The 21,869-nt window shown below is 72.6% G+C and carries 20 protein-coding genes and 1 tRNA gene; 12 read left to right on the top strand and 9 right to left on the bottom strand.

The features are described 5' to 3' along the window. The first annotated feature begins 16 nt into the window (after positions 1-16). From KSK32_RS09910 to KSK32_RS09900, 3 genes are all read left to right on the top strand, one after another. On the top strand, positions 17-796 hold the full coding sequence (locus KSK32_RS09910) for a phosphodiesterase (protein WP_216930634.1): 780 nt from the start codon (positions 17-19) through the stop codon (positions 794-796). Between the two features lie 8 nt (positions 797-804). Then, a complete protein-coding gene (locus KSK32_RS09905; RefSeq protein ID WP_216930632.1) occupies positions 805-1,497 on the top strand; it encodes a histone deacetylase in 693 nt (230 codons plus the stop codon). Between the two features lie 401 nt (positions 1,498-1,898). Further along, positions 1,899-3,641, top strand: a complete 1,743-nt coding sequence (locus KSK32_RS09900; protein WP_216930630.1) for a bifunctional UDP-sugar hydrolase/5'-nucleotidase — start codon at positions 1,899-1,901, stop codon at positions 3,639-3,641. A 57-nt stretch (positions 3,642-3,698) separates the two neighbouring features. On the opposite strand, the gene KSK32_RS09895 is transcribed toward KSK32_RS09900, so the two are convergent. After that, positions 3,699-4,979, bottom strand: a complete 1,281-nt coding sequence (locus KSK32_RS09895) for an MFS transporter (RefSeq protein WP_216930628.1) — start codon at positions 4,977-4,979, stop codon at positions 3,699-3,701. 109 nt (positions 4,980-5,088) lie between these two features. On the opposite strand from KSK32_RS09895, the gene KSK32_RS09890 reads away from it, so the two are divergent. Next, positions 5,089-5,562 carry a hypothetical protein gene (locus KSK32_RS09890; protein ID WP_289256527.1) on the top strand — a complete coding sequence of 158 codons (474 nt, stop codon included), beginning with the start codon at positions 5,089-5,091 and terminating at the stop codon, positions 5,560-5,562. Between the two features lie 68 nt (positions 5,563-5,630). On the opposite strand, the gene KSK32_RS09885 is transcribed toward KSK32_RS09890, so the two are convergent. Together KSK32_RS09885 and KSK32_RS09880 are read right to left on the bottom strand one after the other, a co-directional pair. Further along, positions 5,631-6,734: a calcium:proton antiporter gene (locus tag KSK32_RS09885; protein WP_216935958.1), complete on the bottom strand. Its 1,104-nt coding sequence runs from the start codon at positions 6,732-6,734 to the stop codon at positions 5,631-5,633. Positions 6,735-6,809: 75 nt separating this feature from the next. After that, entirely contained in the window at positions 6,810-7,496 is a 687-nt protein-coding gene (locus tag KSK32_RS09880) for an HAD family hydrolase (protein ID WP_216930624.1), read from the bottom strand. Between the two features lie 196 nt (positions 7,497-7,692). Here KSK32_RS09880 and KSK32_RS09875 point away from each other — a divergent pair, with 196 nt between their 5' ends. Next, positions 7,693-8,142 (top strand): hypothetical protein, encoded by a 450-nt coding sequence (locus KSK32_RS09875; RefSeq protein ID WP_216930623.1) that lies wholly within the window; start codon positions 7,693-7,695, stop codon positions 8,140-8,142. Between the two features lie 39 nt (positions 8,143-8,181). Here KSK32_RS09875 and KSK32_RS09870 read toward each other — a convergent pair. Together KSK32_RS09870 and KSK32_RS09865 are read right to left on the bottom strand one after the other, a co-directional pair. Continuing rightward, positions 8,182-8,255 (bottom strand) — tRNA-Pro (locus KSK32_RS09870). 131 nt (positions 8,256-8,386) lie between these two features. Beyond that, positions 8,387-9,280, bottom strand: coding sequence for a metallophosphoesterase (locus tag KSK32_RS09865; RefSeq protein ID WP_216930621.1), 894 nt, complete (start codon positions 9,278-9,280; stop codon positions 8,387-8,389). 25 nt (positions 9,281-9,305) lie between these two features. Here KSK32_RS09865 and KSK32_RS09860 point away from each other — a divergent pair, with 25 nt between their 5' ends. Beyond that, the gene (locus tag KSK32_RS09860; RefSeq protein WP_216930619.1) at positions 9,306-9,761 is read left to right on the top strand and encodes a GatB/YqeY domain-containing protein; all 456 of its coding nucleotides are present in this window, start codon (positions 9,306-9,308) and stop codon (positions 9,759-9,761) included. A 70-nt stretch (positions 9,762-9,831) separates the two neighbouring features. Here the strand turns inward: KSK32_RS09860 and KSK32_RS09855 are convergent, their stop codons facing one another. Continuing rightward, positions 9,832-12,270: a transglycosylase domain-containing protein gene (locus tag KSK32_RS09855; RefSeq protein ID WP_216930617.1), complete on the bottom strand. Its 2,439-nt coding sequence runs from the start codon at positions 12,268-12,270 to the stop codon at positions 9,832-9,834. Positions 12,271-12,674: 404 nt separating this feature from the next. Here KSK32_RS09855 and KSK32_RS09850 point away from each other — a divergent pair, with 404 nt between their 5' ends. Further along, entirely contained in the window at positions 12,675-12,995 is a 321-nt protein-coding gene (locus KSK32_RS09850; RefSeq protein ID WP_018786567.1) for a WhiB family transcriptional regulator, read from the top strand. A gap of 9 nt (positions 12,996-13,004) precedes the next feature. Here KSK32_RS09850 and KSK32_RS09845 read toward each other — a convergent pair whose 3' ends face one another. From KSK32_RS09845 to KSK32_RS09835, 3 genes are read right to left on the bottom strand one after another with little or no spacing between them, the layout of a single operon-like run. Continuing rightward, positions 13,005-14,153 carry an ArsA-related P-loop ATPase gene (locus KSK32_RS09845; RefSeq protein WP_216930615.1) on the bottom strand — a complete coding sequence of 383 codons (1,149 nt, stop codon included), beginning with the start codon at positions 14,151-14,153 and terminating at the stop codon, positions 13,005-13,007. Between the two features lie 54 nt (positions 14,154-14,207). Continuing rightward, positions 14,208-15,182, bottom strand: a complete 975-nt coding sequence (locus tag KSK32_RS09840) for an ArsA-related P-loop ATPase (RefSeq protein ID WP_216930613.1) — start codon at positions 15,180-15,182, stop codon at positions 14,208-14,210. 49 nt (positions 15,183-15,231) lie between these two features. Further along, entirely contained in the window at positions 15,232-15,822 is a 591-nt protein-coding gene (locus tag KSK32_RS09835) for a hypothetical protein (RefSeq protein ID WP_216930612.1), read from the bottom strand. A gap of 337 nt (positions 15,823-16,159) precedes the next feature. Here KSK32_RS09835 and KSK32_RS09830 point away from each other — a divergent pair, with 337 nt between their 5' ends. From KSK32_RS09830 to KSK32_RS09810, 5 genes are all read left to right on the top strand, one after another. Beyond that, entirely contained in the window at positions 16,160-16,594 is a 435-nt protein-coding gene (locus KSK32_RS09830; RefSeq protein ID WP_216930610.1) for a hypothetical protein, read from the top strand. 62 nt (positions 16,595-16,656) lie between these two features. Next, positions 16,657-16,812, top strand: a complete 156-nt coding sequence (locus tag KSK32_RS09825) for a DUF4177 domain-containing protein (RefSeq protein ID WP_013289021.1) — start codon at positions 16,657-16,659, stop codon at positions 16,810-16,812. A 5-nt stretch (positions 16,813-16,817) separates the two neighbouring features. Beyond that, positions 16,818-17,279: a RidA family protein gene (locus KSK32_RS09820; RefSeq protein WP_216930608.1), complete on the top strand. Its 462-nt coding sequence runs from the start codon at positions 16,818-16,820 to the stop codon at positions 17,277-17,279. 117 nt (positions 17,280-17,396) lie between these two features. Further along, entirely contained in the window at positions 17,397-18,191 is a 795-nt protein-coding gene (locus KSK32_RS09815; protein ID WP_374226700.1) for an MBL fold metallo-hydrolase, read from the top strand. Then, positions 18,188-21,769: an adenylate/guanylate cyclase domain-containing protein gene (locus tag KSK32_RS09810; protein WP_216930606.1), complete on the top strand. Its 3,582-nt coding sequence runs from the start codon at positions 18,188-18,190 to the stop codon at positions 21,767-21,769. Before KSK32_RS09815 ends, KSK32_RS09810 begins: the two co-directional genes overlap by 4 nt. The last annotated feature ends 100 nt before the right edge of the window (positions 21,770-21,869 follow it).

Raw genomic sequence — 21,869 nt, 5'->3', positions numbered from 1 at the left:
CCCGAGGAGGCGGCCGATGCTCATCGCCCAGCTCAGCGACCCACACGTGACCACCGGCCCGCTCGCGGCCGACCCGGCGTCCGGGTTGCACCGGGCGCTCGGCACGGTGCTCGCACTGCGTCCCCGGCCCGACTGCGTGGTGATCACCGGTGACCTCACCGCCAACGGCCGGCCCGACGAATACCTCGCCCTGCGCGAGATCGTCGGCGCGTTTCCGCTGCCGGTGCACCTGGTAACCGGCAACCACGACGACCGCGAGTCGCTGCTCGACACGTTCGGCGGCACCCCCTACCTGGCCGGCGGCTTCTCGGCGCACTACCACGTCGACCTGCCGGACGCGACGCTCGTGGTGCTCGACTCGCTCACCCCGGGCAGTCCCGGCGGACGCCTCGGCGACGAGCAACTCGCCTGGCTGGACGGGGTGCTCGCCGGGCGTACCGACGCGCCCGCCGTCGTATGCCTGCACCATCCGCCGGTCCAGGTGGGCGTGCCGGGCATGGACGCGATGGGCCTGGCCGACGCCGAGGCGCTCGCCGCCGTGGTCGGCCGTCACCCCCATGTCGTACGCGTCGCCGCGGGGCACCTGCACCGCCAGGTGACGAGCGCGTTCGCCGGTACGGTGCTGACCACCGCGCCGAGCACCTGGATCCAGGTGAGCCTGACCATGACCGGCGAGGAGGAGCCGGGGTTCGTCGCCGAGCCGACCGCCTTCCTGCTGCACCGCATCGCCGACGGCGGCTGTGTGACGCACACCGTCCAGGTCAGCCACGCCGCCGGGCGCACCTGCTGGTTCTGACGCCGCCGATGCTCTGGTACGTCGCGTACGGCTCGAATCTGCACGCCGCGCGGCTCGGCTGGTATCTGCGTGGCGGGTGCCCACCGGGAGGGCTGCGCACGTACCCCGGCTGCCGGGACCGCCGGCCACCGCGCCGGACCGTTCCGGTGCTGATCCCCGGCGGCGTCTACTTCGCCGGGGAGTCGCGGGCCTGGACCGGCGGCATGGCGTTCTACGACCCGCTGCTGCCCGGCCGGGCAGCGGGGCGCGGCTACCTGGTGACCGTCGAGCAGTTCGCCGACATCGCCGCGCAGGAGATGTACCGGCCGCCCGGCGCCGACCTGGCCGGGATCCTCGCGGCGGTCGAGACCGGACGGGCGACGCTCGGGCCGGGCCGCTACGAGACGCTGTTGCGCGTCGGCGTCCACGAGGGCCTGCCGATGCTCACGTTCACCGCGCCGCACCGCGCGGTGGAGGTGCGGTGGACCCGGCCCGCCCCGGTCTACCTCGGAATGCTGGCGCGCGGGCTGCGCGAGGCACACGGCTGGGACGCCGCGCGCACAGTCGGCTACCTGGCGGGCCGGCCGGGGGTCGCCGGGCGGTGGACGCGTCCGGCGTTGCGCAGGCTCGTCGGCACCGCCCACAACGGATCTCCGACCGGCCCTCCCGGGGGTCAGTCGAGTTCGGACAGTTCACTCGATATGCCGGGCCGTCGGACATGAACGACCGTTCGGTCCGCGATGGGTGTCCGGCAGGAGGTGATTCCGGCAAGGACGGTTGCCAGCGCAAGGAATTCCGCGTGACATGAGCGTCGGCGCCGGCTCCCTGTCCCTGGGAGCCGGCGCCTTCGACGGCGGCGGGCATCGACAGCGCGCGCCGCGCGGAATTTCACCTGACCGTCATGTCCGACTCGTCCGGCAGACCGGTACGGGGCACCCGGGACAACGACGCTTCCTGATGCCGCCCCGTTCGACCTGGCGGCCGGTGGATGAGAAGCTACCCAGGCGGGGCGGCGTTCCCCCGAGTACCGCCCTCCGCGATCGACACCTGTCACGGCACGGATCAGGGTCGCCGGGCGAACCATCGCCCGGACGCCACATACCGGCATCTCACGAGGAGTTCCATGTCCGTCACCGGGATGCGACGCCGGGCCGCCATCGGCCTGGCCGCACTCGCCGCGATTGCTGTCACCGCGGTCGCCGTCACCCCCGACCAGGCCGAGGCCCGTCCGAAGCCGGTCGACGTCCAGTTGCTCGCGATCAACGACTTTCACGGCAACCTGGAGCCGCCGACCGGCTCCAGCGGCACCATCGAGGGTCAGCCGGCCGGTGGCGCGGAATACCTGGCCAGCCACCTGAAGTCGATGCGCGCCGCCGCCGAGCAGCAGGGCAAGGGCACTGTCACGGTCGCCGCGGGTGACCTGATCGGCGCTTCGCCGCTGCTCTCCGCCGCGTTCCACGACGAGCCCACCATCGAGGAGATGAACCTCGTCGGGCTGGAGTTCGCGAGCGTCGGCAACCACGAGTTCGACGAGGGCGCGGCCGAGCTGCTGCGCATGCAGCGCGGCGGCTGCCACCCGGTGGACGGCTGCGCCGACGGCACCCCGTTCTCGGGCGCCAAGTTCCGCTACCTCTCGGCGAACGCGTTCAAGACCTCCACCGGCCTGCCGCTGATGCAGCCGTTCGGCATCAAGATCGTCAAGGGTGTCCCGATCGGCTTCATCGGGATGACCCTGGAGGGCACCCCGAACATCGTCAGCCAGGAGGGCGTCGCCGGGCTGCGGTTCACCGACGAGGCCGACACCGCCAACAAGTACGCCAGGATCCTGCGCCTGCTCGGGGTCAAGAGCATCGTCGTGCTGCTGCACGAGGGCGGCGTGCAGAACGGCGGCGGCATCAACGACTGCACCGGGTTCAGCGGCCCGATCGTCGACATCGCCAACCGGATGGACCCGTCCATCGACGTGATCGTCAGCGGGCACACCCATGCCGCGTACAACTGCAACATCAACAACAAGCTGGTCACCAGCGCCAGCTCGTTCGGCCGCCTGGTCACCCAGATCGACCTGAAGATCGACCCGCGTACCCGCGACGTGGTCACCGCGTCCGCGAACAACGTGGTGGTCACCCGGGACGTCGAGAAGGACCCGGCCTCGACCGAGCTGATCAACCGGTACAAGACCGCGCTCGGCCCGGTGGCCGACCGGGTGGTCGGCGAGACCACCACCGCGATCACCAAGACCCAGGAGAACCTGTACCAGACCGGGGTCGACGCCAACGGCAAGCCGACGTACCAGACCGGTGAGTCGCCGCTGGGCAACCTGATCGCGGACGCGCAGCTCGCCGCCACCGACACCGAGCAGAACGCGGTCGCCGCGTTCATGAACCCCGGTGGCGTCCGCGCCGACCTCGACGGCGGCCCGGTCACCTACGCCGAGGCGTTCACCGTGCAGCCGTTCGCCAACAACCTGGTGACGCTCGACCTGACCGGCGCGCAGCTCTACTGCATGCTGGAGCAGCAGTTCACGGTGGCGCGCGTGCTCTACGCGTCCTCGACCGTCAACTACGTCGTGGACGTCGACGGCACCACCGCGCCGGCCGGCACGCCGTGCGCCGGCACCCGCGTCGTCCGGGGCAGCCTCACCGTCAACGGCACCCCGGTGACCGACACCGCCACCTACCGGGTCACCGTGAACAACTTCCTCGCCGGTGGCGGCGACGGCTTCAGCGTGCTGACCGGTGGCACCAACGCGGTGACCGGCGAGATCGACCTGGACGCCTTCACCGCGTACCTGACCGAGAAGTCGCCGGTCTCCCCGCCGGCGCTGGACCGGATCCGCACCACCACCGAGGTCGCCGCCGGCTGACGGCCGACCGTGACGCCGACGGGCCCCGGAGCGACGCTCCGGGGCCCGTTCGGCGTGTCAGGCCCGCGCCGGCTCCGGCGCCTCGGCGGCCGTCAGGCGGCCGTCCTGCGCGGCGGTGAGCAGCGGACGCAGCGACAGCGCGAGCACCGAGGCGGCCAGGCAGCCGCCCACCACGACTGCCACCCACACCCGGCCGTTCGCCGCGCCGATCAGCGGACCGGCGGTGACCGGGCCGACCACCCCGCTGATCCCGAAGATCATCGAGCTCATGGCGTTGTACCGGCCGCGCAGCTCGTCGGTGGCGAGCGCGTTGGTGATCGCGGGCATGACCGGCGACAGCATCGTCTCACCGAACCCGAAGATGGCCGAGCAGGCCACCACGCCGAGCGCCGCGAGCACCGCGTCGGCGCTGCCCACCACGCCGGCCGCGCCGAGCACCAGCCACGCGCCGGCGAAGACCGCGCCGACGGTGGCGAGTGCACGGGTACGGCTGCGCCCCTCCAGCCGCCGGATCACCAGCAGCTGGGAGAGCACGATCATCACGGTGTTCGCCGCCAGCGCCCACGCCACCACCCGTGGGGTCACCTCGACCACCCGGACCGAGTACGCCGCGAAGCCCACCTCGATCTGCGCGTACCCGCAGGTGGTGAGCACCAGGCCGAAGACGACCAGGCGGCGGAACGGCCGGTCCCGCAGCACCGTGAGATAGCCGCCGGTCCTCCGGTCGTCAGCCTTCGTGCCCGCGGCCACGACCGGGCGGCGTCCGACGTGCGGCAGCGTGAGCAGGATCAGCGCGGGCGTCAGGTAGCTCACCGCGTCCAGCAGGTAGATCACCTCGAAGGTGATCGGACGGGCCACGTCGACAACCGCGCCGGAGATCAGGCCGCCCGTGCCGATACCGAGGTTGAGCAGCGCGAAGTTGAGCCCGAAGACGCGCTGCCGCTCGCCGTCGTCGGTCAGCGAGGCGAGGATCGTGTTCTGCCCGGCCCAGATCGCCGAGCTGCCCACGGCGACGAGCGTCATCACGCCGAACGCCGAGGCGGTCGAGTCGACCAGCGCCAGCGAGCCGGTACCGATCGCCTCGATCACCAGGCAGGGCAGCACCACGCGGCGCGCGCCGAACCGGTCGATGAACGTGCCGGCCAGCGGCGAGAGAGCGAGCGTGACCGCGCCGAACCAGCCGATCACCAGCCCGGCCCGGGTGTCGGTCAGACCGCGTACGTCGGTGAGGTAGATGAACAGGAACGGCAGGGTGAGGCCGCGCCCGACCGCGGAGAACAGCGTGCCGAGCAGGATCCGGCGGGCTTCGGGACGGGCGGGCAGGGCGCGGCGCAGCATGGCAGGGATTCTGTTCGGCGGGTACGACGCTCGCGACCCGTTTACCCCTTACGCACGCGGTGCCGGGCCGGAAGGTGAGCGATCACACGTGCTCTGCCATGCTGACCCGGTGACGACGACCTGGCGGCACCTGCCCGCACCGGCCCGCGAGATCGCCGAGACGGCCACTGATGCGGTGACCGCCGCGCGCGCCCGCGACGCCGAGGCGTACGCCCCGGCCGTCGAGCGGCTGGCCGCCGCCGACCGGTCCGGGCTGGTGCTCGGCGGCGTGGTCCGGCTGCTGCTGGAGGAGGGGCATCCGGACGGGCTGGACGGCGACGACGTACGGCAGGTGCTCGAACAGTGCGTCCGGTCGGCGGCGCCGTGGTGGCCCGACGTCGACCCGCACGTACTGCTGGTGCTGCTGGCCGGCGCGCTCGGCGTCTACGACCCGGGCGACGACGAGAACCCGCCCGGCCCGGCGGCGATCGCCAGGCACGCGCCGCTGCTGGTGGCCGATCTGCTGGCGGCCACCGGGCGTCCGTTCGCCGAGTACCTGACCGCCGCGTTCGCCGAGGTGGCGCGGACGGAGACGCACGACTGACGATTCTGCCGGCCTTTTCTGGCCCGCGCGCCCGCGTCCTGGCGGCGGCCGGCGTCCGGCGTGGCAGCTCACGGGCTGGCAGCCAGGAAGACGAATGCGGCGAGCAGCACCAGGTGCACCCCGCCCTGGAGCACTGTCGCCCGCCCCGGCACCACGGTGAGCACCGCTGCCACAGCGGTCAGCGCCAGCAGCGTCATCTGGGTGCCGCCCAGGCCCAGCACCAGCGGCCCGTCCAGCCAGATCGAGGCGATCGCGATGGCCGGGATGGTCAGGCCGATGCTGGCCATGGCCGAGCCGAGCGCGAGATTGAGGCTGATCTGCACCCGGTCCCGCCGCGCGGCGCGGGCGGCGGCGAGCGTCTCCGGGAGCAGCACCAGCAGCGCGATGACCACGCCGACGAACGCCTGCGGCAGGTTCGCCGCTCCAACCGCGCTCTCGATCGCCGGGGAGATCGTCTTCGCGTCGCCGACCACCGCGACGAGCGCCACCACCAGCAGGGCCAGGCTGGCCAGCGCGGTACGCGTGGACGGCGGCTCGGCGTGCCCGTCACCGTCCTTGTCCTCGGCGAGGATGCTGCCCTCCTGGGTCACCGGGAGGAAGTAGTCGCGGTGCCGGCCGGTCTGCACCATGACGAACAGCAGGTAGAGCGCCAGCGAGGCGACCGCCGCGAAGGCGAGCTGCGCCGGGGAGAACTCCGGCCCCGGCCGGCTCGTGGTGAACGTCGGCACCACCAGGCTGAGCGTGGCGAGCGTGGCCACTGTCGCCAGCGCCCCGCCGGTGCCCTCCGGATTGAACACCGCGACCTGCCGCCGCAGCGCGCCGAGCAGCAGCGACAGGCCGAGGATGCCGTTGCAGGTGATCATGACGGCGGCGAAGACCGTGTCCCGTGCCAGCGACTGCGTCTTGTCGCCGCCGCTGATCATCAGCGTGACGATCAGACCGACTTCGATCACGGTGACCGCCACCGCCAGCACGAGTGACCCGTACGGTTCACCGACCCGGTGCGCGACCACCTCGGCGTGGTGCACCGCGGCGAGCACAGCCGCGGCGAGCAGGGCCGCCACCACGAAGATGAGCGGACCGGGCAACTCCCGTCCCCAGGTCATCACGAGTACGAGCACGGCGACCAGAGGCGCGACGGTGGTCCAATCGGTCAGGCGGGATCGGATCATCGGCGACATGCGCATACTTTGCCAGCAGGCAGGGTCAACGGCGCGTGGCGGGGTGGATCCGGGCGGTCCGCCGGTCTATTCGGCCGCGCTGGGAATCGGGGCCGATTGCTCCAGGTGGGCGGGCAGGTCACGGAGGTTTGCGATCACCGGTCCGGTCCAGGCGGGATCGGTGTCCTGGTGTTCCGTGGTCCGGAGCACCGTCATGCCGACCGCCGCCGCGCCGGCCAGCTCGCCGTCCGCGCCGTCGCCCACGTACACGCAGTCGGCCGGCGCGACACCCAGCCGCCGCGCGGCGGCGCGGTAGATCGCCGGATCCGGCTTGGCCAGCCCGACCTCGCAGGAGAAGACCGCGACGTCGAAACGCCGCGCGAGCGGGCCGCTCGCCCACGCCTCGGCTGTCTCGGAGGTGGCGTTGCTGATCAGGGCCAGCCGGTGCCCGCGCCCGCGCAGCGCGTCGACGACGTCCAGGGTGGCGGGCGAGACCCGGCCCAGCACCCGGCGGGCGAGGGCGCGCCGGTGTACGGCGGCCCGGGCCACCTGCTCGTCGGTCGGCGCGCCGCCGAGGCGCCCGGCGAGGATTCGCACTGTCTCCTCCACGTCCCACCGGACGAGGCGGTCCCGCCAGGTGGCGTGGTACGCGGAGACGAGCGCCGCCGGATCCACGCCGACGACGAGCGCCATCTCGCCGACCACGCGGTCCCGCTCGTCGTCGGCGCCGTGGATCAGGGTGTGAAAGAGATCGAAGACCACCGGCTGCGGCATCCCGGGATCCTACTGGGACGGTGACCAGGGCTGGGAAGTCGCCGTCGGCACGGTCCGTCAGCGCCCATGGACGTCCATCCTGGCTCGCGTCCGTCGTCACCCAGCGTCAGACGTTGAAGTGGAACCGAGGCCGGCCTGGCCGCGACCTGAGGAAACTTGACCCGGCGCAGTGCCTCAACCGTGAGATCATCATGACGTGAGTCACGCGGACGAACTCGACGACAACTGGCTCAACGGCGAGGAAACCACCTGCTCGGAGTGCCACGAACGCCTTTACCGTCTCGATCACTCGCCGCTGCTGGACTGCTACTTCTTCTATTGCGACGGCTGCCCGATGCGGGTGGATGTCAGTTACTACGACAGCACCTGTATCGCGATCACGGATGCGCTTCCTGTCCGAGACGAAACCCGTTCCGCACTGATGGGCGCACTTGAAGCACAGCTACGACGGTGCGACTGTGGCGGGCGGTTCCGGGACTCGGCTCCTCGGCGCTGCCACCGGTGCTCCGCCGTCCTGACGGCCATCAGTGCGCCCTCCGGTGTCGATGTCTGGCCAGGTTGGTGGACAGACGAGACGGACACGACTTCGCTGGAAGAGGAGTTCACCGCCAAGTACTTCCGGACGGAGGACCTCTGGAAGCACTAGAGGGCACATCCGTCGATCGGATGTGCCCTCTTACCTCTGTCGGGGTGGCCGGATTCGAACCGACGACCTCTTCGTCCCGAACGAAGCGCGCTACCAAGCTGCGCCACACCCCGAGGCGTGCCGACAAATAGTAGCCCACCCGCCCGCACGGTCAAACTCGGTACCCCCCGCCCCGCCCGGCCGGCAGATCTTGGTACGGAACGGCCCTCGGAGGGGCGGCCGCGTACCAAGATCTGCCGGGGGATCAGCGGGAGATGAGGGTGAGGATGCTGGCCTCTGGGGGGCAGGCGAAGCGGATCGGGGCGGTGGGGTGGGTGCCGAGACCGGCGGAGACGTGCAGCCAGGAGTCCGAGCCGGGCCAGCGGTGCAGCCCGCGCGCCATCGAGCGGGGCAGCCCGCAGTTGGTCACCAGCGCGCCGTACCCGGGCACGCACACCTGGCCGCCGTGGGTGTGCCCGGCGAGCAGCAGGCCGAAGCCGTCGGCGGCCATCCGGTCCAGCACCACGGGCTCGGGGGAGTGGGACAACGCGATCGACAGCGCCGCGTCGTCACTGACCGGGCCGGCCACGGCGTCGTAGTCGTCCCGTTCGATGTGCGGGTCGTCCACGCCGGCGAGTTCGATCTCCCGCCCGCCGGCCTTGAGCGTGGTGCGGGCGTTGTTCAGGTCGGCCCAGCCGGCACCGGTGAGGATGTCGCGCAGTTCCTCGTACGGCAGCGGCACGCCCTCGGTGTACTCCCGGTCGGGCAGGAAGTAGGTGAAGGGGTTCTTCAGGACCGGGCCGGTGTAGTCGTTGGAGCCGAAGACGAACGCGCCGGGCAGGTCGAGCAGCGGTTGCAGGGCGCGCAGCACGCCCGGCACCGACTCGGGGTGCGCCATGTTGTCGCCGGTGACCACGACCAGGTCGGGGTCGAGCGCGGCCAGCGAGGCCACCCAGTCCTGCTTGCGTCGCTGGTCGGGCATCATGTGCAGGTCGGAGAGGTGCAGCACCCGCAGCGGTTCGGCGTCGGTCGGGAGCACCGGCACGTCGTACCGGCGGAGGGTGAACATGTTGCGCTCGACGAGCGACGCGTACGCCAGGGTGGCCGCGCCGGCGGCGACGGTTCCGGCCGCGAGCCGGAATAGTGTGCGCTTTCGCATGGCGTTCAGGGTAGTTTCACCGTCCATGAGCACGCTGAAGGACCGTCTCACCGCCGACATGCGCGCCGCTCTCAAGGCGCGCGACGAGCTGACCACCTCCACGCTGCGGATGGCCCTGGCCGCTGTGGGCAATGCCGAGGTCGCCGGCCGGGAAAAGCGCGAGCTCAGCGACGACGAGGTGCTCGCCGTGCTGACCAAGGAGGCGAAGAAGCGCCGCGAGGCGGCGGTGGCGTTCGCCGACGCGGGGCGCGCCGAGCAGGCCGGCAAGGAGACCGCCGAGGGTGAGGTGCTGGAGCGCTACCTGCCCAGGCAGCTCTCCGACGACGAGCTGGCCGAGCTGGTCTCGGGGGCGCTCGCCGCGGGCGGCTTCACCGGTAAGGCGCAGATGGGCCCGGCCATGAAGGCGGCCCAGGCCGCGGTGGCCGGCCGGGCCGAGGGCGGTCGGGTCGCCGCCGAGGTACGCCGCCAGCTCGGTCTCTGAACCGCGCTCCGGTAGCGCGGATACGACGACGGCCACCTCCCGCGCGGGAGGTGGCCGTCGCTGTCCGGGATCAGTTGCCCGGTCGTCCTGGCCGGCCGTTACCCGGTCCGCCCGGGCTACCCGGTCGGTCCGGTGTGGCGGTGCCGCCCTGCTCCGGGGTGCCCTTGCCGGAGCTGACCTCGATCATCACCACGCCGCCCTTGATGGTGCGCCCGTCGGGGCTGGTGCCGGCGGCGGTGCCGGCCGGGCACTCCGACGGCACCTTGTTGCTGGAGACCACCGGCTCGAAGCCGGCACCCTTCAGCCGGGACTTCGCGGTCTCGACGGACTCGCACTTCACGCCCGGGATGGAGCGCTGGTCACCCAGGACGATCTTGCCGTTGGGCGACGTGAAGTTCTTCCGCTCCTTGCCCTTCATGGCGTCCCGCAGCGTCTGGTAGACCGCCGGGTTGATGCCGGTGGGCGTGTCGTGGCCCATCTTCTGGTTGGTCTGCGGCCAGTCCGGGTCGGCCATGATGCCGGCCACCGCGTACTGCTTGGTCATCGCGACCAGGGCGGAGGTCTTCTCCGAGTCGGTGGTGCCGGACTTGCCGGCCACCGGCGCGTCGACGATGTTGTGGACGTTGCCGGCGGTGGCGGTGCCGCACTTCGAGGTGGAGGAGCGGTCACCGACCGGGCAGCGCGCGGCGTCCACGGCGGCGCGGGCCACCTCGGTGCTGACCCGCTGCTCGCAGCGGGGGTTGGCGACGTCCAGCTTCTCACCGTCCGGGCCGCGGATCTCCTGCACCGGGATCGGTTCGCAGTACTTGCCGTCGGCGGCGAGCGTGGCGTACGCGTTCGCCAGCTCCAGCGGGGTGGTCTGGGAGACGCCGAGGCTGAACGCGCCCCACTGGTGCGGGTTGGCGGCGAGCTGCGCGTCGCTCGACGAGCGGAACGTGATACCGAGCTTCTGTGCGGCCTTCACCACGTTCTCCGCGCCGACCCGCTGCTGGAGGTCGATGAAGAACGTGTTGACCGAGAAGCCGAAACCGCTCCACATGGTGTGCGGGCCGGCCATCGAGGCGTTGGCGTTCTTCGGACAGTACTTGCTGGTGCCCGGGCAGGCGGCGGGCGAGTTGAACTCGACCGGGTAGTCCGACTTGAACACCGGCTGCGCGTTGATGGAGTAGCTGAGCGGGTAGCCCTTCTCCAGCGCGGCCACGAGCGTGAAGATCTTGAAGGTCGAGCCGGCCTGGTAGCCGGCGATGCCGGGACCGCCGGTGACCAGCGGGTTGACCGTGTTGGGGTAGTTGCCCCGGATCTTCTTCTTGGCCTTCTTCGGGTCGCTGGAGATCTTGTTCTGCGGGTCGGACGGGTCGTCGAGCTTGAAGTTCCGGTTCACCGCCACGGCGCGGACGCGGCCGGTGCCCGGCTCGACGGCGGCCACCATCCGGGCCGCCTTGCTGCTCTCGCCGAGCTTGTTGCGGACGGCCTTGTCGGCGCCCTTCTGCGCCTGGACGTCCAGCGTGGAGACGATGGTGTAGCCACCGCTCTTGAGCCGCCGCTCGCGGTCGTACGAGGTGGCGCCGAACGTCTCCTGCTGGAGCCACCAGCGGTAGAGGTAGTCGCAGAAGAAGCCCCACGAGCGGGTGGTGGTCTGGGTGCAGCCGTTCGGGGTGCGCTTGCCCTTGACCTGGAGCTTGATCTTCTTGGCGGCGTCCGCCTCCTGCTGGGTGATCGCGCCGATCTGCACCATGTTGTCGATGACGTAGTCGCGCCGGCCGACCGCCTCCGGGTAACCCGCCTTCGTGGTCGGGTCGAATGCGGTGGGGGCCTTCACCATGCCGGCGAGCATCGCCGACTCCTGGATGTCGAGCTTGCTCGGCGGCTTGTTGAAGTAGACCTGGCTGGCCGCCCAGATGCCGTACGCGCCGTTGCCGAACGCGGCGATGTTCAGGTAACGCCGGAGGATCTCGTCCTTGGAGAGCTCCTTGTCGACCTGGAGCGCCAGGCTCATCTCGCGCAGCTTGCGGCCGCTGGTGTCCTCGGTCGCGGCGACGACGTCGGCCGGGTGCGTGGCCGAGTAGGAGATGGCCAGCCGGACGTACTGCATGGTGAGCGTCGACGCGCCCTGCCGGGAGGCGCCGGCGGCCTGGTTGTTGACGAAGGCCCGCGCCACACCGTTGATGTCCACGCCGTTGTGCTTGTAGAAGTCGTGGTCCTCGGCCGCGATGATGGCCTTCTGCATGGACGGCGAGATGTCCTTGAGCTGGACGTCCTTGCGGTTCTCGTCGTACATCGTGGCCAGCACCGTCTTGCCGTCGGACGCGAGCAGCTTGGTGATCTGGGGCGCCCGGGCGACTGTCAGTTCCTTGGGCAGCGCCTCGAACGTCTCCGCTCCGGCCTTGGCTGCGAGTCCGGACATCGCCGCCACGGGGAAGGCCGCCGCGGCGACCACCACTCCGGCCAGGAGGCCGCAGATCAGCAGCGATGCGGCGTTGGTCAGCACGTTGTGGTCACGTTTCCGCATCCAGGTCACCTCGACAGGGTACGCGAGCAGGAATCGGCGGGCGCGCGGGGAACTTTCCCCATTTCCTGCACGCGCCGGCCTCGTTGTGCTAAACGCACGAGCCCTGGTCCGGGGTTGCGTGAGATCCGGCGGAAGTCTCTGACGAAGTCCCGGAGTGGCGCAGCGTTTTCACGTACTCGGGCGGGGTAGTCGCGGGGCGAAAGCCCGGGAAGCCGGGAGTGTCCGGAATGATGGATTTCGCCGACAACGTTGCGTAATCGGGCGACTACACAGCATGATGGTGGCGGCGACCGCAGCCATGAGTCGTTTGTGCCGTCCTGGGGTGGCCGGCGCGGACGACCAGGGGGATGTACGAGGGCTGCTCGCGCGAAGTCGGTAGGTACTGCAAGGGGGGACGTGTACAGATGGGCATGATCACTGACTGGCCGTCACTGGCGGCGTGTCAGAACGGAGACCCGGACGCGTTGTTCGTACAGGGCGCCGAACAGAACGTGGCGAAGAGGATCTGCCGGAGCTGCCCAGTTCGGTACGAGTGCCTGGCCGACGCGCTCGACAACCGAATCGAGTTCGGCGTGTGGGGTGGCATGACCGAGCGCGAGCGCCGGGCGTTGCTGCGCCGGCACCCGCAGGTCGCCAGCTGGCGCAAGATGTTCGAGGCGGCCATGAAGAAGAACGCCAAGGAGAAGGCCGGCAAGGACAAGATCCTGGTCACCACGGCCACCTGACCGGACCGGTCAGCTCCGGCTGATCGCCTCGCCGATCGTCCGCAGCCCGTCGACGTCGTGCACGTCGGCGGGCTGCGCCGTCACCGACACCGCCGGCACCGCCGGGAACACCTCGGTGAACCGGGCCGCCACCTGCTCCTCGCGTACCGCCTGCTGGGCCAGCGCGGCGTGCGCGCGCAACACCTCGACGGTGCCCTCGTGCCCGCCCACGCCGGCCAGCCGCTCGGCGGCGGCCAGGCTCTCCGCGGCGGACAGGTCCGACGCCGGTCGGTGCACCCGGTTGAGCACCAGCCCGGCCAGCGGCATCCGCTCGGAGCGCAGGCGGCCGGCGAAGTAGGCGGCCTCCCGGACCGCGTCCGGCTCCGGCGCCGCGACCAGCAGGAACGCCGTCTCCCGCGCCTGGAGGATCCGGTACGTCTGCTCGGCGCGCTGCCGGAACCCGCCGAACATCGAGTCGAGGGCGGCCACGAAACCGGACAGGTCGGTGAGCAGCTGGGCGCCGATCACCTTCTGCACCACCTTGGAGAACATCCCGAAGCTCGCCGTGACCAGGCTGAACATGCTCCGCCCGCCGCTGCGCGCCGGAGCCAGCAGCAGCCGCAGCATCCGGCCGTCGAGGAACCGGGACAGCCGGGCCGGCGCGTCCAGGAAGTCGAGCGCGGAGCGCGACGGTGGCGTGTCCACCACGATCAGGTCCCACTCACCCCGGGCGTGCAACTGACCCAGCTTCTCCATCGCCATGTATTCCTGCGTGCCGGCGAAGGTGGAACTCATGGCCTGGTAGAAGGGGTTGGCGAAGATCTCCGCCGCCTTCGCCGGGTCGGTGTGCTGGAGCACCACGTCGTCGAACGTGCGCTTCATGTCCAGCATCATGGCGTGCAGTTCGCCACCGCTGGCCTCGACGTCGATGCCCTTGACCTGCCGGGGTGTGTTGTCCAGCTCGGTCAGGCCGAGCGACTGGGCCAGCCGGCGGGCCGGGTCGATGGTGAGCACCACCGTGCGCCGGCCGTGCCGCTCGGCCGCCCGCAGCGCCAGTGCCGCCGCAGTGGTCGTCTTGCCCACACCGCCCGCCCCGCAGCAGACCACGATCCGTACGCCGTCGTCGGCGAGGATCTGGTCGACGTCAAGCGGAGGCGCCGCGTCTTCGGAAGGCACCAATCGAGCGTATCGGTCCCGAGGGGCACTCTGCTCCGTGCCGGCCGCAGGTGTGAGTCAATCCGCCCGGACGAGGGCCTCGGCGAGCGTCTCCAGCCCGGCCCGGTCGACCCCCTCGGGCAGCAGTGGCAGCTCGACCAGGGGCAGACCGAGATCCACCAGGTCACCCCGGAGGGAGTCCTCCAGCTCACGGCGTACCTGCTGGTCGCGCGCCTCCTCGACGAGCCCGGCCACGGTCGGGCCGTCGGCCGGCAGGCCGGCGGCGGCCAGCCCGCGCTTCAACTCGGCCGCGGTCACCGCCCGCCCGGCCGGCACCGGCGGGCGGACGCCGTTGACGATCACGCGGCCGACCGGGAAACCGAGCTGGGTCAGCTCGGCCACCGCGTCGAGCGTCTCCTGGACCGGCATCTCCTCCAGCAGCGTGACCACGTGCACAGCGGTCATCGGCGACCGGAGCAGCGCGGAGACGCCCTCGCTCTGGGTCTTGATCGGGCCGACCTTCGCCAGCCGGGCGGTCTCCGCCGTCACGTTCAGGAAGCGGCCGATCCGCCCGGTCGGTGGCGCGTCCAGCACCACCGCGTCGTACGTCCGGCGCGACCCGCTGGTCCGGGTGGTCGCCTCCTTGACCTTGCCGGTGAGCAGCACGTCGCGCAGGCCCGGCGCGATCGTGGTGGCGAAGTCGATCGCACCGAGCTTGCGCAGCGCCCGGCCGGCGGCGCCGAGCTTGTAGAACATGTCCAGGTACTCGAGGAGCGCCTCCTCGGCGTCGACCGCCAGCGCCCGCACCTCACCGCCGCCGGGCGCGTCGGCGAGGTGCCGTTCCTCGTACGGCAACGGGTCGGTGCCGAAGAGCTGGGCGATGCCCTGCCGGCCCTCCACCTCGACCAGCAGGGTGCGCCGGCCCCCGGCGGCCAGGCCGAGGGCCAGCGCGGCGGCCACGCTCGTCTTTCCCGTGCCGCCCTTGCCGGTCACCACGTGCAGGCGGGCCGGCCATCTGCCGGCTGACTCGGCCGGCTGCTCACTCGCTGCCACCCGTCGAGCCTAACCAGCCGTCGGGACCAGCCCTGTCCGGCCGGTGGGATCAGCCGACCTCGCAGACCCACCAACCCGTCTTCCGCACCACCGTGAAGCGCAGCGCCTGCTCGGCGACCTTCTCGTCGGCGGTGGTCATGGTCACCCGGGCGGAGACGGTGGCCCGGTCCCCGGTCTGGTTGTCGACGGTCGGGGTGGGCCAGCGGAACCGGGGGTTCTGGTACTGCCCGACGTACTTCTGCACCTCGGCGACCTTGGTGGTGATCTTCTCGTCGTCGCGGGCCGCGGAGCAGACGAACGCGGCCGCCTTCTCGGCGTCGCGTTCCTGGTAGACGGCCTTGAGGAAGCCGTCCACCGCGACCTGCGGCTCCTTCGCGCCCTGGCCGTCCTCGCTGTCGCGCAGGGCGAGGAACGCGGCAGTGCCCCCGCCGCCGCAGAGCAGGACGGCGGCGGCCAGCACCAGCGAGACGATCAGCACCGCCGGTCGCCTGCGCGGCTGGGGTTCGGACGGGTATGCCGGCGGCGGACCGGCTGCGAGTGCTGCGGGTGCGAGTCCCGGCGGCGCGCCGCCGGTGGGCGGCGGTTGCGGATTCGGGTCGCCGGGCGTGCCGGTGTCGCCATCGGCGGGCGGTTGGGTCATCTGTCTCCCCCCGGGTTGCGGCTCCCGTCGCCGCCCCAGGCGACGGGCACGGGTCGAGGTGTGCGGGCGCGCGTCTGCGCGCGTCCAGTCCGGAAGGGTATCGGTCGGCGGGGCGGTTGCCAGCCCCGCGTACGCGCCCCGCCGGGCGGGAACGGCCACCGTGTTCCCGACCAGCCTTGTGTCGCAAATGTGACTGGACGTGACGAGATGTGCGCGTCCCGTTGCCGGGACTTGTCGCAGGATCTACGTTCTTCCCCGACGCGGAGAGCCGGGCCGCCGGACGGCTCCGAGCCGGACGGCGGTATTGGTGAACAGGTACGATGCCCGGAGGCGACGGATGCGCGACGCGGAGAACAGTCCCCGAGCCCAGTTCCCCGGTGACCGGGCCGGACGGCCGGGCGAGGGGCCGGGCGCGTCGCTGAACGAACGGTCCTACGGCCCGGCGGCCGAGGCGGTTCGGACGCTTCCCCGTTCCGGCGGGACGGTACGGGACGAGGACGAGCCCGCATACGTCATCCATCTCCAGGTCCGGGTGCCCGACCTGGCGGCGGCCACCGCGCTCGCCGGTACCGTGGCCACCTCACTGGGCTTCCTGGTGGAGCTGGACGCGGGCGAGACCACCGTCTCCACCGCCGACGACCAGAACAACAGGCACCGGGTCTTCTGCGACCTGCTGCTGCCCGACCGCAGCCGGTGCCCGCAACGCTTCGAGCACGAGGGCCCGTGCGGCGAGCCGCCGTACCCGCCGGAGCCGCGTCCCGCGTCCTGGTGACGGCGGCGGACCGTAGGCTGTGCCTGACCGAAGTCCAAGTCAGGCAAGGGAGCCCTCCTCCGATGCAGAAGTGGGAATACGCCACGGTGCCGCTGCTGGTCCACGCGACCAAGCAGATTCTCGACAACTGGGGCGAGGACGGCTGGGAACTGGTCTCCGTGGTCCCCGGCCCGAACCCGGAGCAGCTCGTCGCGTACCTGAAGCGTCCGAAGGGCTGACCTCGATGAGCAACGGACCCCACGCGAAGCTCGCCGAGCTCGGCCTCGAACTGCCCGAGGTGGTGCCGCCGGTGGCCAGCTACGTGCCGGCCGTCCAGTCGGGGCAGCACGTCTACGTGTCCGGCCAGCTGCCGATGGCCGAGGGCAAGCTGCTCGCCACCGGGAAGGTCGGCAACGGCGTCTCGGCCGAGCAGGCGAAGGATCTGGCGCAGCGGTGCGCGCTCAACGCGCTCGCCGCGATCGACGCGCTGGTCGGGCTGGAGAACGTGGTCAAGGTCGTGAAGCTGACCGGCTTCGTGGCCAGCGCACCCGGCTTCACCGGCCAGCCCGGCGTGATCAACGGCGCCTCCGACCTGCTCGGCGCCGTGTTCGGCGAGGCCGGCCGCCACGCCCGCAGCGCCGTGGGCGTGGCCGAACTCCCCCTCGACGCCCCGGTAGAGGTAGAGGTCATCGTCGAGGTCGCGTGATCCTCGCGCCCGCGATCTTGCGGTTGTGGCCCCGGCAGAAGCCCCAGACGGGGACAAAGCGCGGGCCGGAACTGCAAGATCGCGGGGAGCGGCGGGCGGAGTCGTACGATCGCAGCCATGGGTGGGCGTATGGCCGGTGCGGCGGGGGCGCTTGCGGACGGGCTGCCGGGGTGGGTGACGTTGCTGCGTGCGCCGAACCCGGGGCCGATGACCCTCGACGGGACGAACACCTGGGTGCTGCGGGCCGGGCCGGACGCGCCCGCCGTCGTGGTCGACCCGGGGCCCGCCGACGAGGGGCACCTGGCCGCGATCGCGGCGCACGGGCCGGTCGGGCTCGTGCTGATCACGCACGGCCACGCCGACCACACCGAGGGCGCGCCCCGGCTGCGCGAGCTGCTCGACGGCGTACCGGTGCTCGCCGCCGACCCGGCGCACACCGCCGGAGGTGAACCGCTCACCGCCGGCACCACCCTCGACGTGGGGCTCGACCTGCGACTGCTGCCCACCCCCGGGCACACCGCCGACTCGGTGTGCCTGTTCGCCGCGCACGACGGCGAGCACGTGGTGCTGACCGGTGACACCATCCTCGGCCGGGGCACCACAGTGGTCGCCCACCCGGACGGGCACCTCGGCGACTACCTGTCGAGCCTGGAGCTGCTCTCCACGTACCGGGGGATCCCGGCGCTGCCGGGCCACGGCCCGGCGCTGGCCGACTGCGGCGTGGCGGCCGACTTCTACCTGGCCCACCGGCGGGCCCGGCTGGACCAGGTGCGCGCCGCCGTCGCCGCGGGCGCCACCACCGCGGCCGAGGTGGTCGCCGTGGTCTACGCCGACGTCGACAGGTCGCTGTGGTGGGCCGCCGAGTGGTCGGTCCGGGCCCAGCTCGAACACCTCGGAGTGGAGCAGCCGTGACCTGCCCGGTGTGCGGAACCGTCGCCGTGCCCGGGGCGCGGTTCTGCCACAACTGCGGGGCGGCGCTGCCGGCCGCCGCCACGCTGCCCGCCGCCGAGCGCCGCGTGGTGACTGTGCTCTTCGGCGACCTGTCCGACTTCACCTCCTGGTCGGAGGACCTGGACCCGGAACGGGTCGGCGCGGTCACCGACCGGGTGCTGGCGGCCCTCGCGGGCGCGGTCAAGACGTTCGGCGGGCACGTCGACAAGCTCACCGGCGACGGGATCATGGCGGTCTTCGGCGCCCCGGTCGCGCACGAGGACGACGCCGAGCGGGCGGTCCGCGCGGCGCTGTCCATGCAGCGCGCGGTGCGGCGGGTGCTCGACGACGAGCGCGGCGGCGGCGCGCCGCTCGGCCTGCGCGTCGGCCTCAACACCGGAGACGTGATCGCCGGCATCCAGGCGGCGATCGAGTACACGGTCATCGGCGACACGGTGAACACCGCCGCCCGGCTGGCCGACGCCGCCGCGGTCGGCGCGGTCTACGCCGGGGCGCGCACCTCCGCCGCCACCCGGCACGTCGCCTCCTGGCGGGCGCTGCGCCCGCTGCGGCTCAAGGGCAAGCGGGAACCGGTCGAGGCGTACGAGCTGCTGGGCCTGCTCGACGCGCCCGGCACCCGGTCCGGCCTCGGCGACGAGGCGCCGTTCGTGGGCCGGGAGACGGAGATCGGCCGGGTCGCCGGCCGGCTCGCCGAGGTGATCGACCGGGGCGAGCCCCGGGTGCTGCTGATGACCGCCGAGGCGGGAATCGGCAAGTCCCGGTTCGCGGCCGAGGTGGAACGCCTCGCCGCCGGCTACGACGTCGGCGCCGGGCGGTACGCGGCGCACACCGGCGCCCGGGTGCTCTCGGTGCGCTGCGAGGCGTTCGGCGAGCGCCGCCGGCTGGCCCCGCTGGCCGATCTGGTCCGGGCCGCCGTGGGCCTGCCCGGCGACGCGGCCACCGCCGTCACCCGGCCGGCCGTCGAGGAGCGGCTGCGCCGCCTCGGCCAGCGCCTGTCCCGGCTCCCCGGTGACCCGCCGGCGATCGCCGTGGACCAGCTCCTGGCCCTGCTCGGGTACGCCGAACTCCCGCCCGCCGCGGAGAACGGCGAGTGGAACGCGGCCAGTCCCCCGCCGGACGACGAAGCGGTGCCGACGGCGGTGGCGGATCTGCTCAGCGCGCTCGCCGGTGAGGCGCCGCTGGTGATCGTGGTGGACGACCTGCACGACGCCACCGCCGAGACGCTCAAGGCGCTGGCGCTGACCCTCAACCGGCTCAGCGGGCCGGTGCTGGTGCTGCTGCTCGGCCGCCCCGAGCTGGTCCGGACCGCCGGCGCGCTGACCCGCGTCGCGGACGCCGAGGTGCACGCGCTGCCGCCGCTGCGCGGCGCTGACGCGTCCCGGCTGCTCACCAGCTACCTGTCCGGTGGCCGCATGCCCCAGACCGACGCGGACCGGCTGCTCGCCACCGCGCAGGGCAACCCGTTCTACCTGGCCGAGCTGGTCACGCTGCTGATGGAGCGCGGGGCGCTCACCGCCGGGCCGGGCCGGGGCGCTGATGTCGGCTGGCGACTCGCCCCCGGCTCGCTCGGCAGCCGGCTGCTCTCCCGGGACCTGGCCGCGGTGCTCGCGGCGCGTATCGACGCGCTGCCGCCGAACGCCCGATCGGCGCTGCGCGACGCCGCCGTGGTGGGCGACACGGTGCCGGCGGGCGCGCTGGAGGCGTTGCGGGAGCAGCGGGTCGGACGGGACGGGCGGCCCGCCGCGGTGGCCGCCGTCGAGCTGGACCGGGCCGTGGAGGAGCTGCTGCAACGGCGCATGCTGCACCGCACCCGCAGCGGGTTCGCCTTCGCCACCCCGCTGATGCGGGAGGCCGCGTACGCCGGGGTGAGCAAGGCCGAGCTGGCGGAGCGGCACGCGGCGCTGGCCCGCTGGGCCGCACCGGAGAGCGTCGACGAGACCGGTGTCGCGCCGGGGGGCGCGTTCACCGAGGCCGCCCGGGACGACTTCGTCGCCGAGCACGTGGAGCGGGCCACAGCGCTCGCCGACGCGGTCAAGCTGCGCCCGGACGCACCGGCCCGGGCGGTCACCCCGCTGGGCGTGGCCGCGCTGGGCCGGGCCGCCCGCCGGTCGCTGCGGTCGGGGGAGCCGGCGCTGGCGGTCGAGTACGCCGAACGCGCGGCCGAGCTGGCCCGCGACGGGGTGCCACCGGCCGACCGGGTGGTGCACGCCCGGGCCCTGCTCCAGATCGGCCGCCCGGCCGACGCGCTGGCGTTCGCCGAGAAGATCGCCGCGAACACCGGCGACCCGGCCACCCGGACCGCGGCGCTGCTACTCGCCGGGCAGGCCCAGCAGACCCTCGGCGACGCCGAGCGGGCCGAGTGCAACTGGCAGGAGGCGTTGCAGGTGGCCACCGAAGCCGACCTGCCCACACTGCGGGCCTCGGCGATGCGGCGGCTCGGCATGGCCGACTTCATCGCCGGCCGGCTCGGGCAGGCGAGCAGCCGGCTGGCCGCGTCGTACCAGGTCAGTCTGGCCGCGCGGGATCCCCGGGGGCAGGCCTGGTCGTTGCAGAACCTGGCCTGGGTGACCACCACCCGGGGCGACTTCGCCGGCACCGACGCGGTGCTCGGCCGGGCCGCCCGGCTCTTCGCCGAGCTGAAGGATCCGTACGGGCGGGCCTGGCTGCGCGGCACCACCGCGTTCGCCCGGCTGCTCGCCGGCCGGCTACGGGAGGCGTGCCGGCTGGCGCGGGTGTTCCTGCCGTTCGGGGAGCGGGTCGGCGAGGCGTGGGCGGTGGGGACGCTGCGCGCGGTCGAGGCGTACGCGACCGCCGAGCTGGGCGATCTGGCCGAGGCGGACCGGGCCGCGCGGCGCGCGTACCGGGACTTCGCCGAGGTGGGCGACGACTGGGGGCAGGGTTTCGCGCTGGTGGTGCGCGGGGTGGTGGCGCGCGGGCTGGGCGAGCCGGAACACGCGGCCGACCTGTTCACCGAGGCGCTCGAATACGCCGACCGGACCACCCACCCGCTGCTCACCGGCATGGCCGGCACGCTGCGCGGCTTCGTGGCGCTGGACATGGGCGACCACGAGACCGCCGAGCGGGAGGCGCGGTCGGTGCTGACCCGGGTGGAGCCGCACAACCCCCAGGCGCCGGCCCAGGTCGCGCCGCGGGTGCTGCTCGCCATGGCCCGGCTCGCGGCGGGTGACCCGGGCACCGCTGTGGGGCTGCTCGCACCGGTCGCGACCGGTGCGGCGAACGCGCCGTCGCTGCTGTTCTCCCGGCGGCAGACGATGGCCCGGTACGCCGCCGCGCTGCTCGCCCACGGCCAGCGCGAGCAGGCGCTCGACTGGGCGCAACGGTCGATCACCGCCCCGGCCGAGGACGTACGCAGCCAGGTGGTGGCGCTGCTGGTGCTGGCCGAGGCGCTGGACGCCTGCGGCCGCCGGGCCGAGGCACTGACGAACGCGGAGGAGGCGGTACGCCTCGCGTACGCCACCGAGCAGCGCAGTGAGCGGATCGTCGCGGACGCCTTGCGGGTCCGCCTCTCCGGCGGCTGACCGCCCTTGTTCTGACGGTTCCGGGGATGTGTTCGTCGGTGGAGCCGGTTAGCGTGGGGCGGCGACAGTCGTGGATCGACTCTCGCCTTCCGGTGCGCGC

Origin of the sequence: Micromonospora sp. WMMB482, assembly GCF_019038635.1 — a bacterium.
GTDB lineage: Bacteria > Actinomycetota > Actinomycetes > Mycobacteriales > Micromonosporaceae > Micromonospora > Micromonospora marina.
This window is presented reverse-complemented; position numbering and strand designations above follow the sequence as displayed.

What these genes read in the sequence shown, in the direction of transcription:
- KSK32_RS09910 (WP_216930634.1), top strand. Translation starts at nt 17, where the DNA reads ATGCTCATCGCCCAGCTCAGCGACCCACACGTGACCACCGGCCCGCTC.
- KSK32_RS09905 (WP_216930632.1), top strand. Translation starts at nt 805, where the DNA reads ATGCTCTGGTACGTCGCGTACGGCTCGAATCTGCACGCCGCGCGGCTC.
- KSK32_RS09900 (WP_216930630.1), top strand. Translation starts at nt 1,899, where the DNA reads ATGTCCGTCACCGGGATGCGACGCCGGGCCGCCATCGGCCTGGCCGCA.
- KSK32_RS09895 (WP_216930628.1), bottom strand. Translation starts at nt 4,979, where the DNA reads ATGCTGCGCCGCGCCCTGCCCGCCCGTCCCGAAGCCCGCCGGATCCTG.
- KSK32_RS09885 (WP_216935958.1), bottom strand. Translation starts at nt 6,734, where the DNA reads ATGATCCGATCCCGCCTGACCGATTGGACCACCGTCGCGCCTCTGGTC.
- KSK32_RS09880 (WP_216930624.1), bottom strand. Translation starts at nt 7,496, where the DNA reads ATGCCGCAGCCGGTGGTCTTCGATCTCTTTCACACCCTGATCCACGGC.
- KSK32_RS09865 (WP_216930621.1), bottom strand. Translation starts at nt 9,280, where the DNA reads ATGCGAAAGCGCACACTATTCCGGCTCGCGGCCGGAACCGTCGCCGCC.
- KSK32_RS09860 (WP_216930619.1), top strand. Translation starts at nt 9,306, where the DNA reads ATGAGCACGCTGAAGGACCGTCTCACCGCCGACATGCGCGCCGCTCTC.
- KSK32_RS09855 (WP_216930617.1), bottom strand. Translation starts at nt 12,270, where the DNA reads ATGCGGAAACGTGACCACAACGTGCTGACCAACGCCGCATCGCTGCTG.
- KSK32_RS09850 (WP_018786567.1), top strand. Translation starts at nt 12,675, where the DNA reads ATGGGCATGATCACTGACTGGCCGTCACTGGCGGCGTGTCAGAACGGA.
- KSK32_RS09835 (WP_216930612.1), bottom strand. Translation starts at nt 15,822, where the DNA reads ATGACCCAACCGCCCGCCGATGGCGACACCGGCACGCCCGGCGACCCG.
- KSK32_RS09830 (WP_216930610.1), top strand. Translation starts at nt 16,160, where the DNA reads ATGCGCGACGCGGAGAACAGTCCCCGAGCCCAGTTCCCCGGTGACCGG.
- KSK32_RS09825 (WP_013289021.1), top strand. Translation starts at nt 16,657, where the DNA reads ATGCAGAAGTGGGAATACGCCACGGTGCCGCTGCTGGTCCACGCGACC.
- KSK32_RS09820 (WP_216930608.1), top strand. Translation starts at nt 16,818, where the DNA reads ATGAGCAACGGACCCCACGCGAAGCTCGCCGAGCTCGGCCTCGAACTG.
- KSK32_RS09815 (WP_374226700.1), top strand. Translation starts at nt 17,397, where the DNA reads ATGGGTGGGCGTATGGCCGGTGCGGCGGGGGCGCTTGCGGACGGGCTG.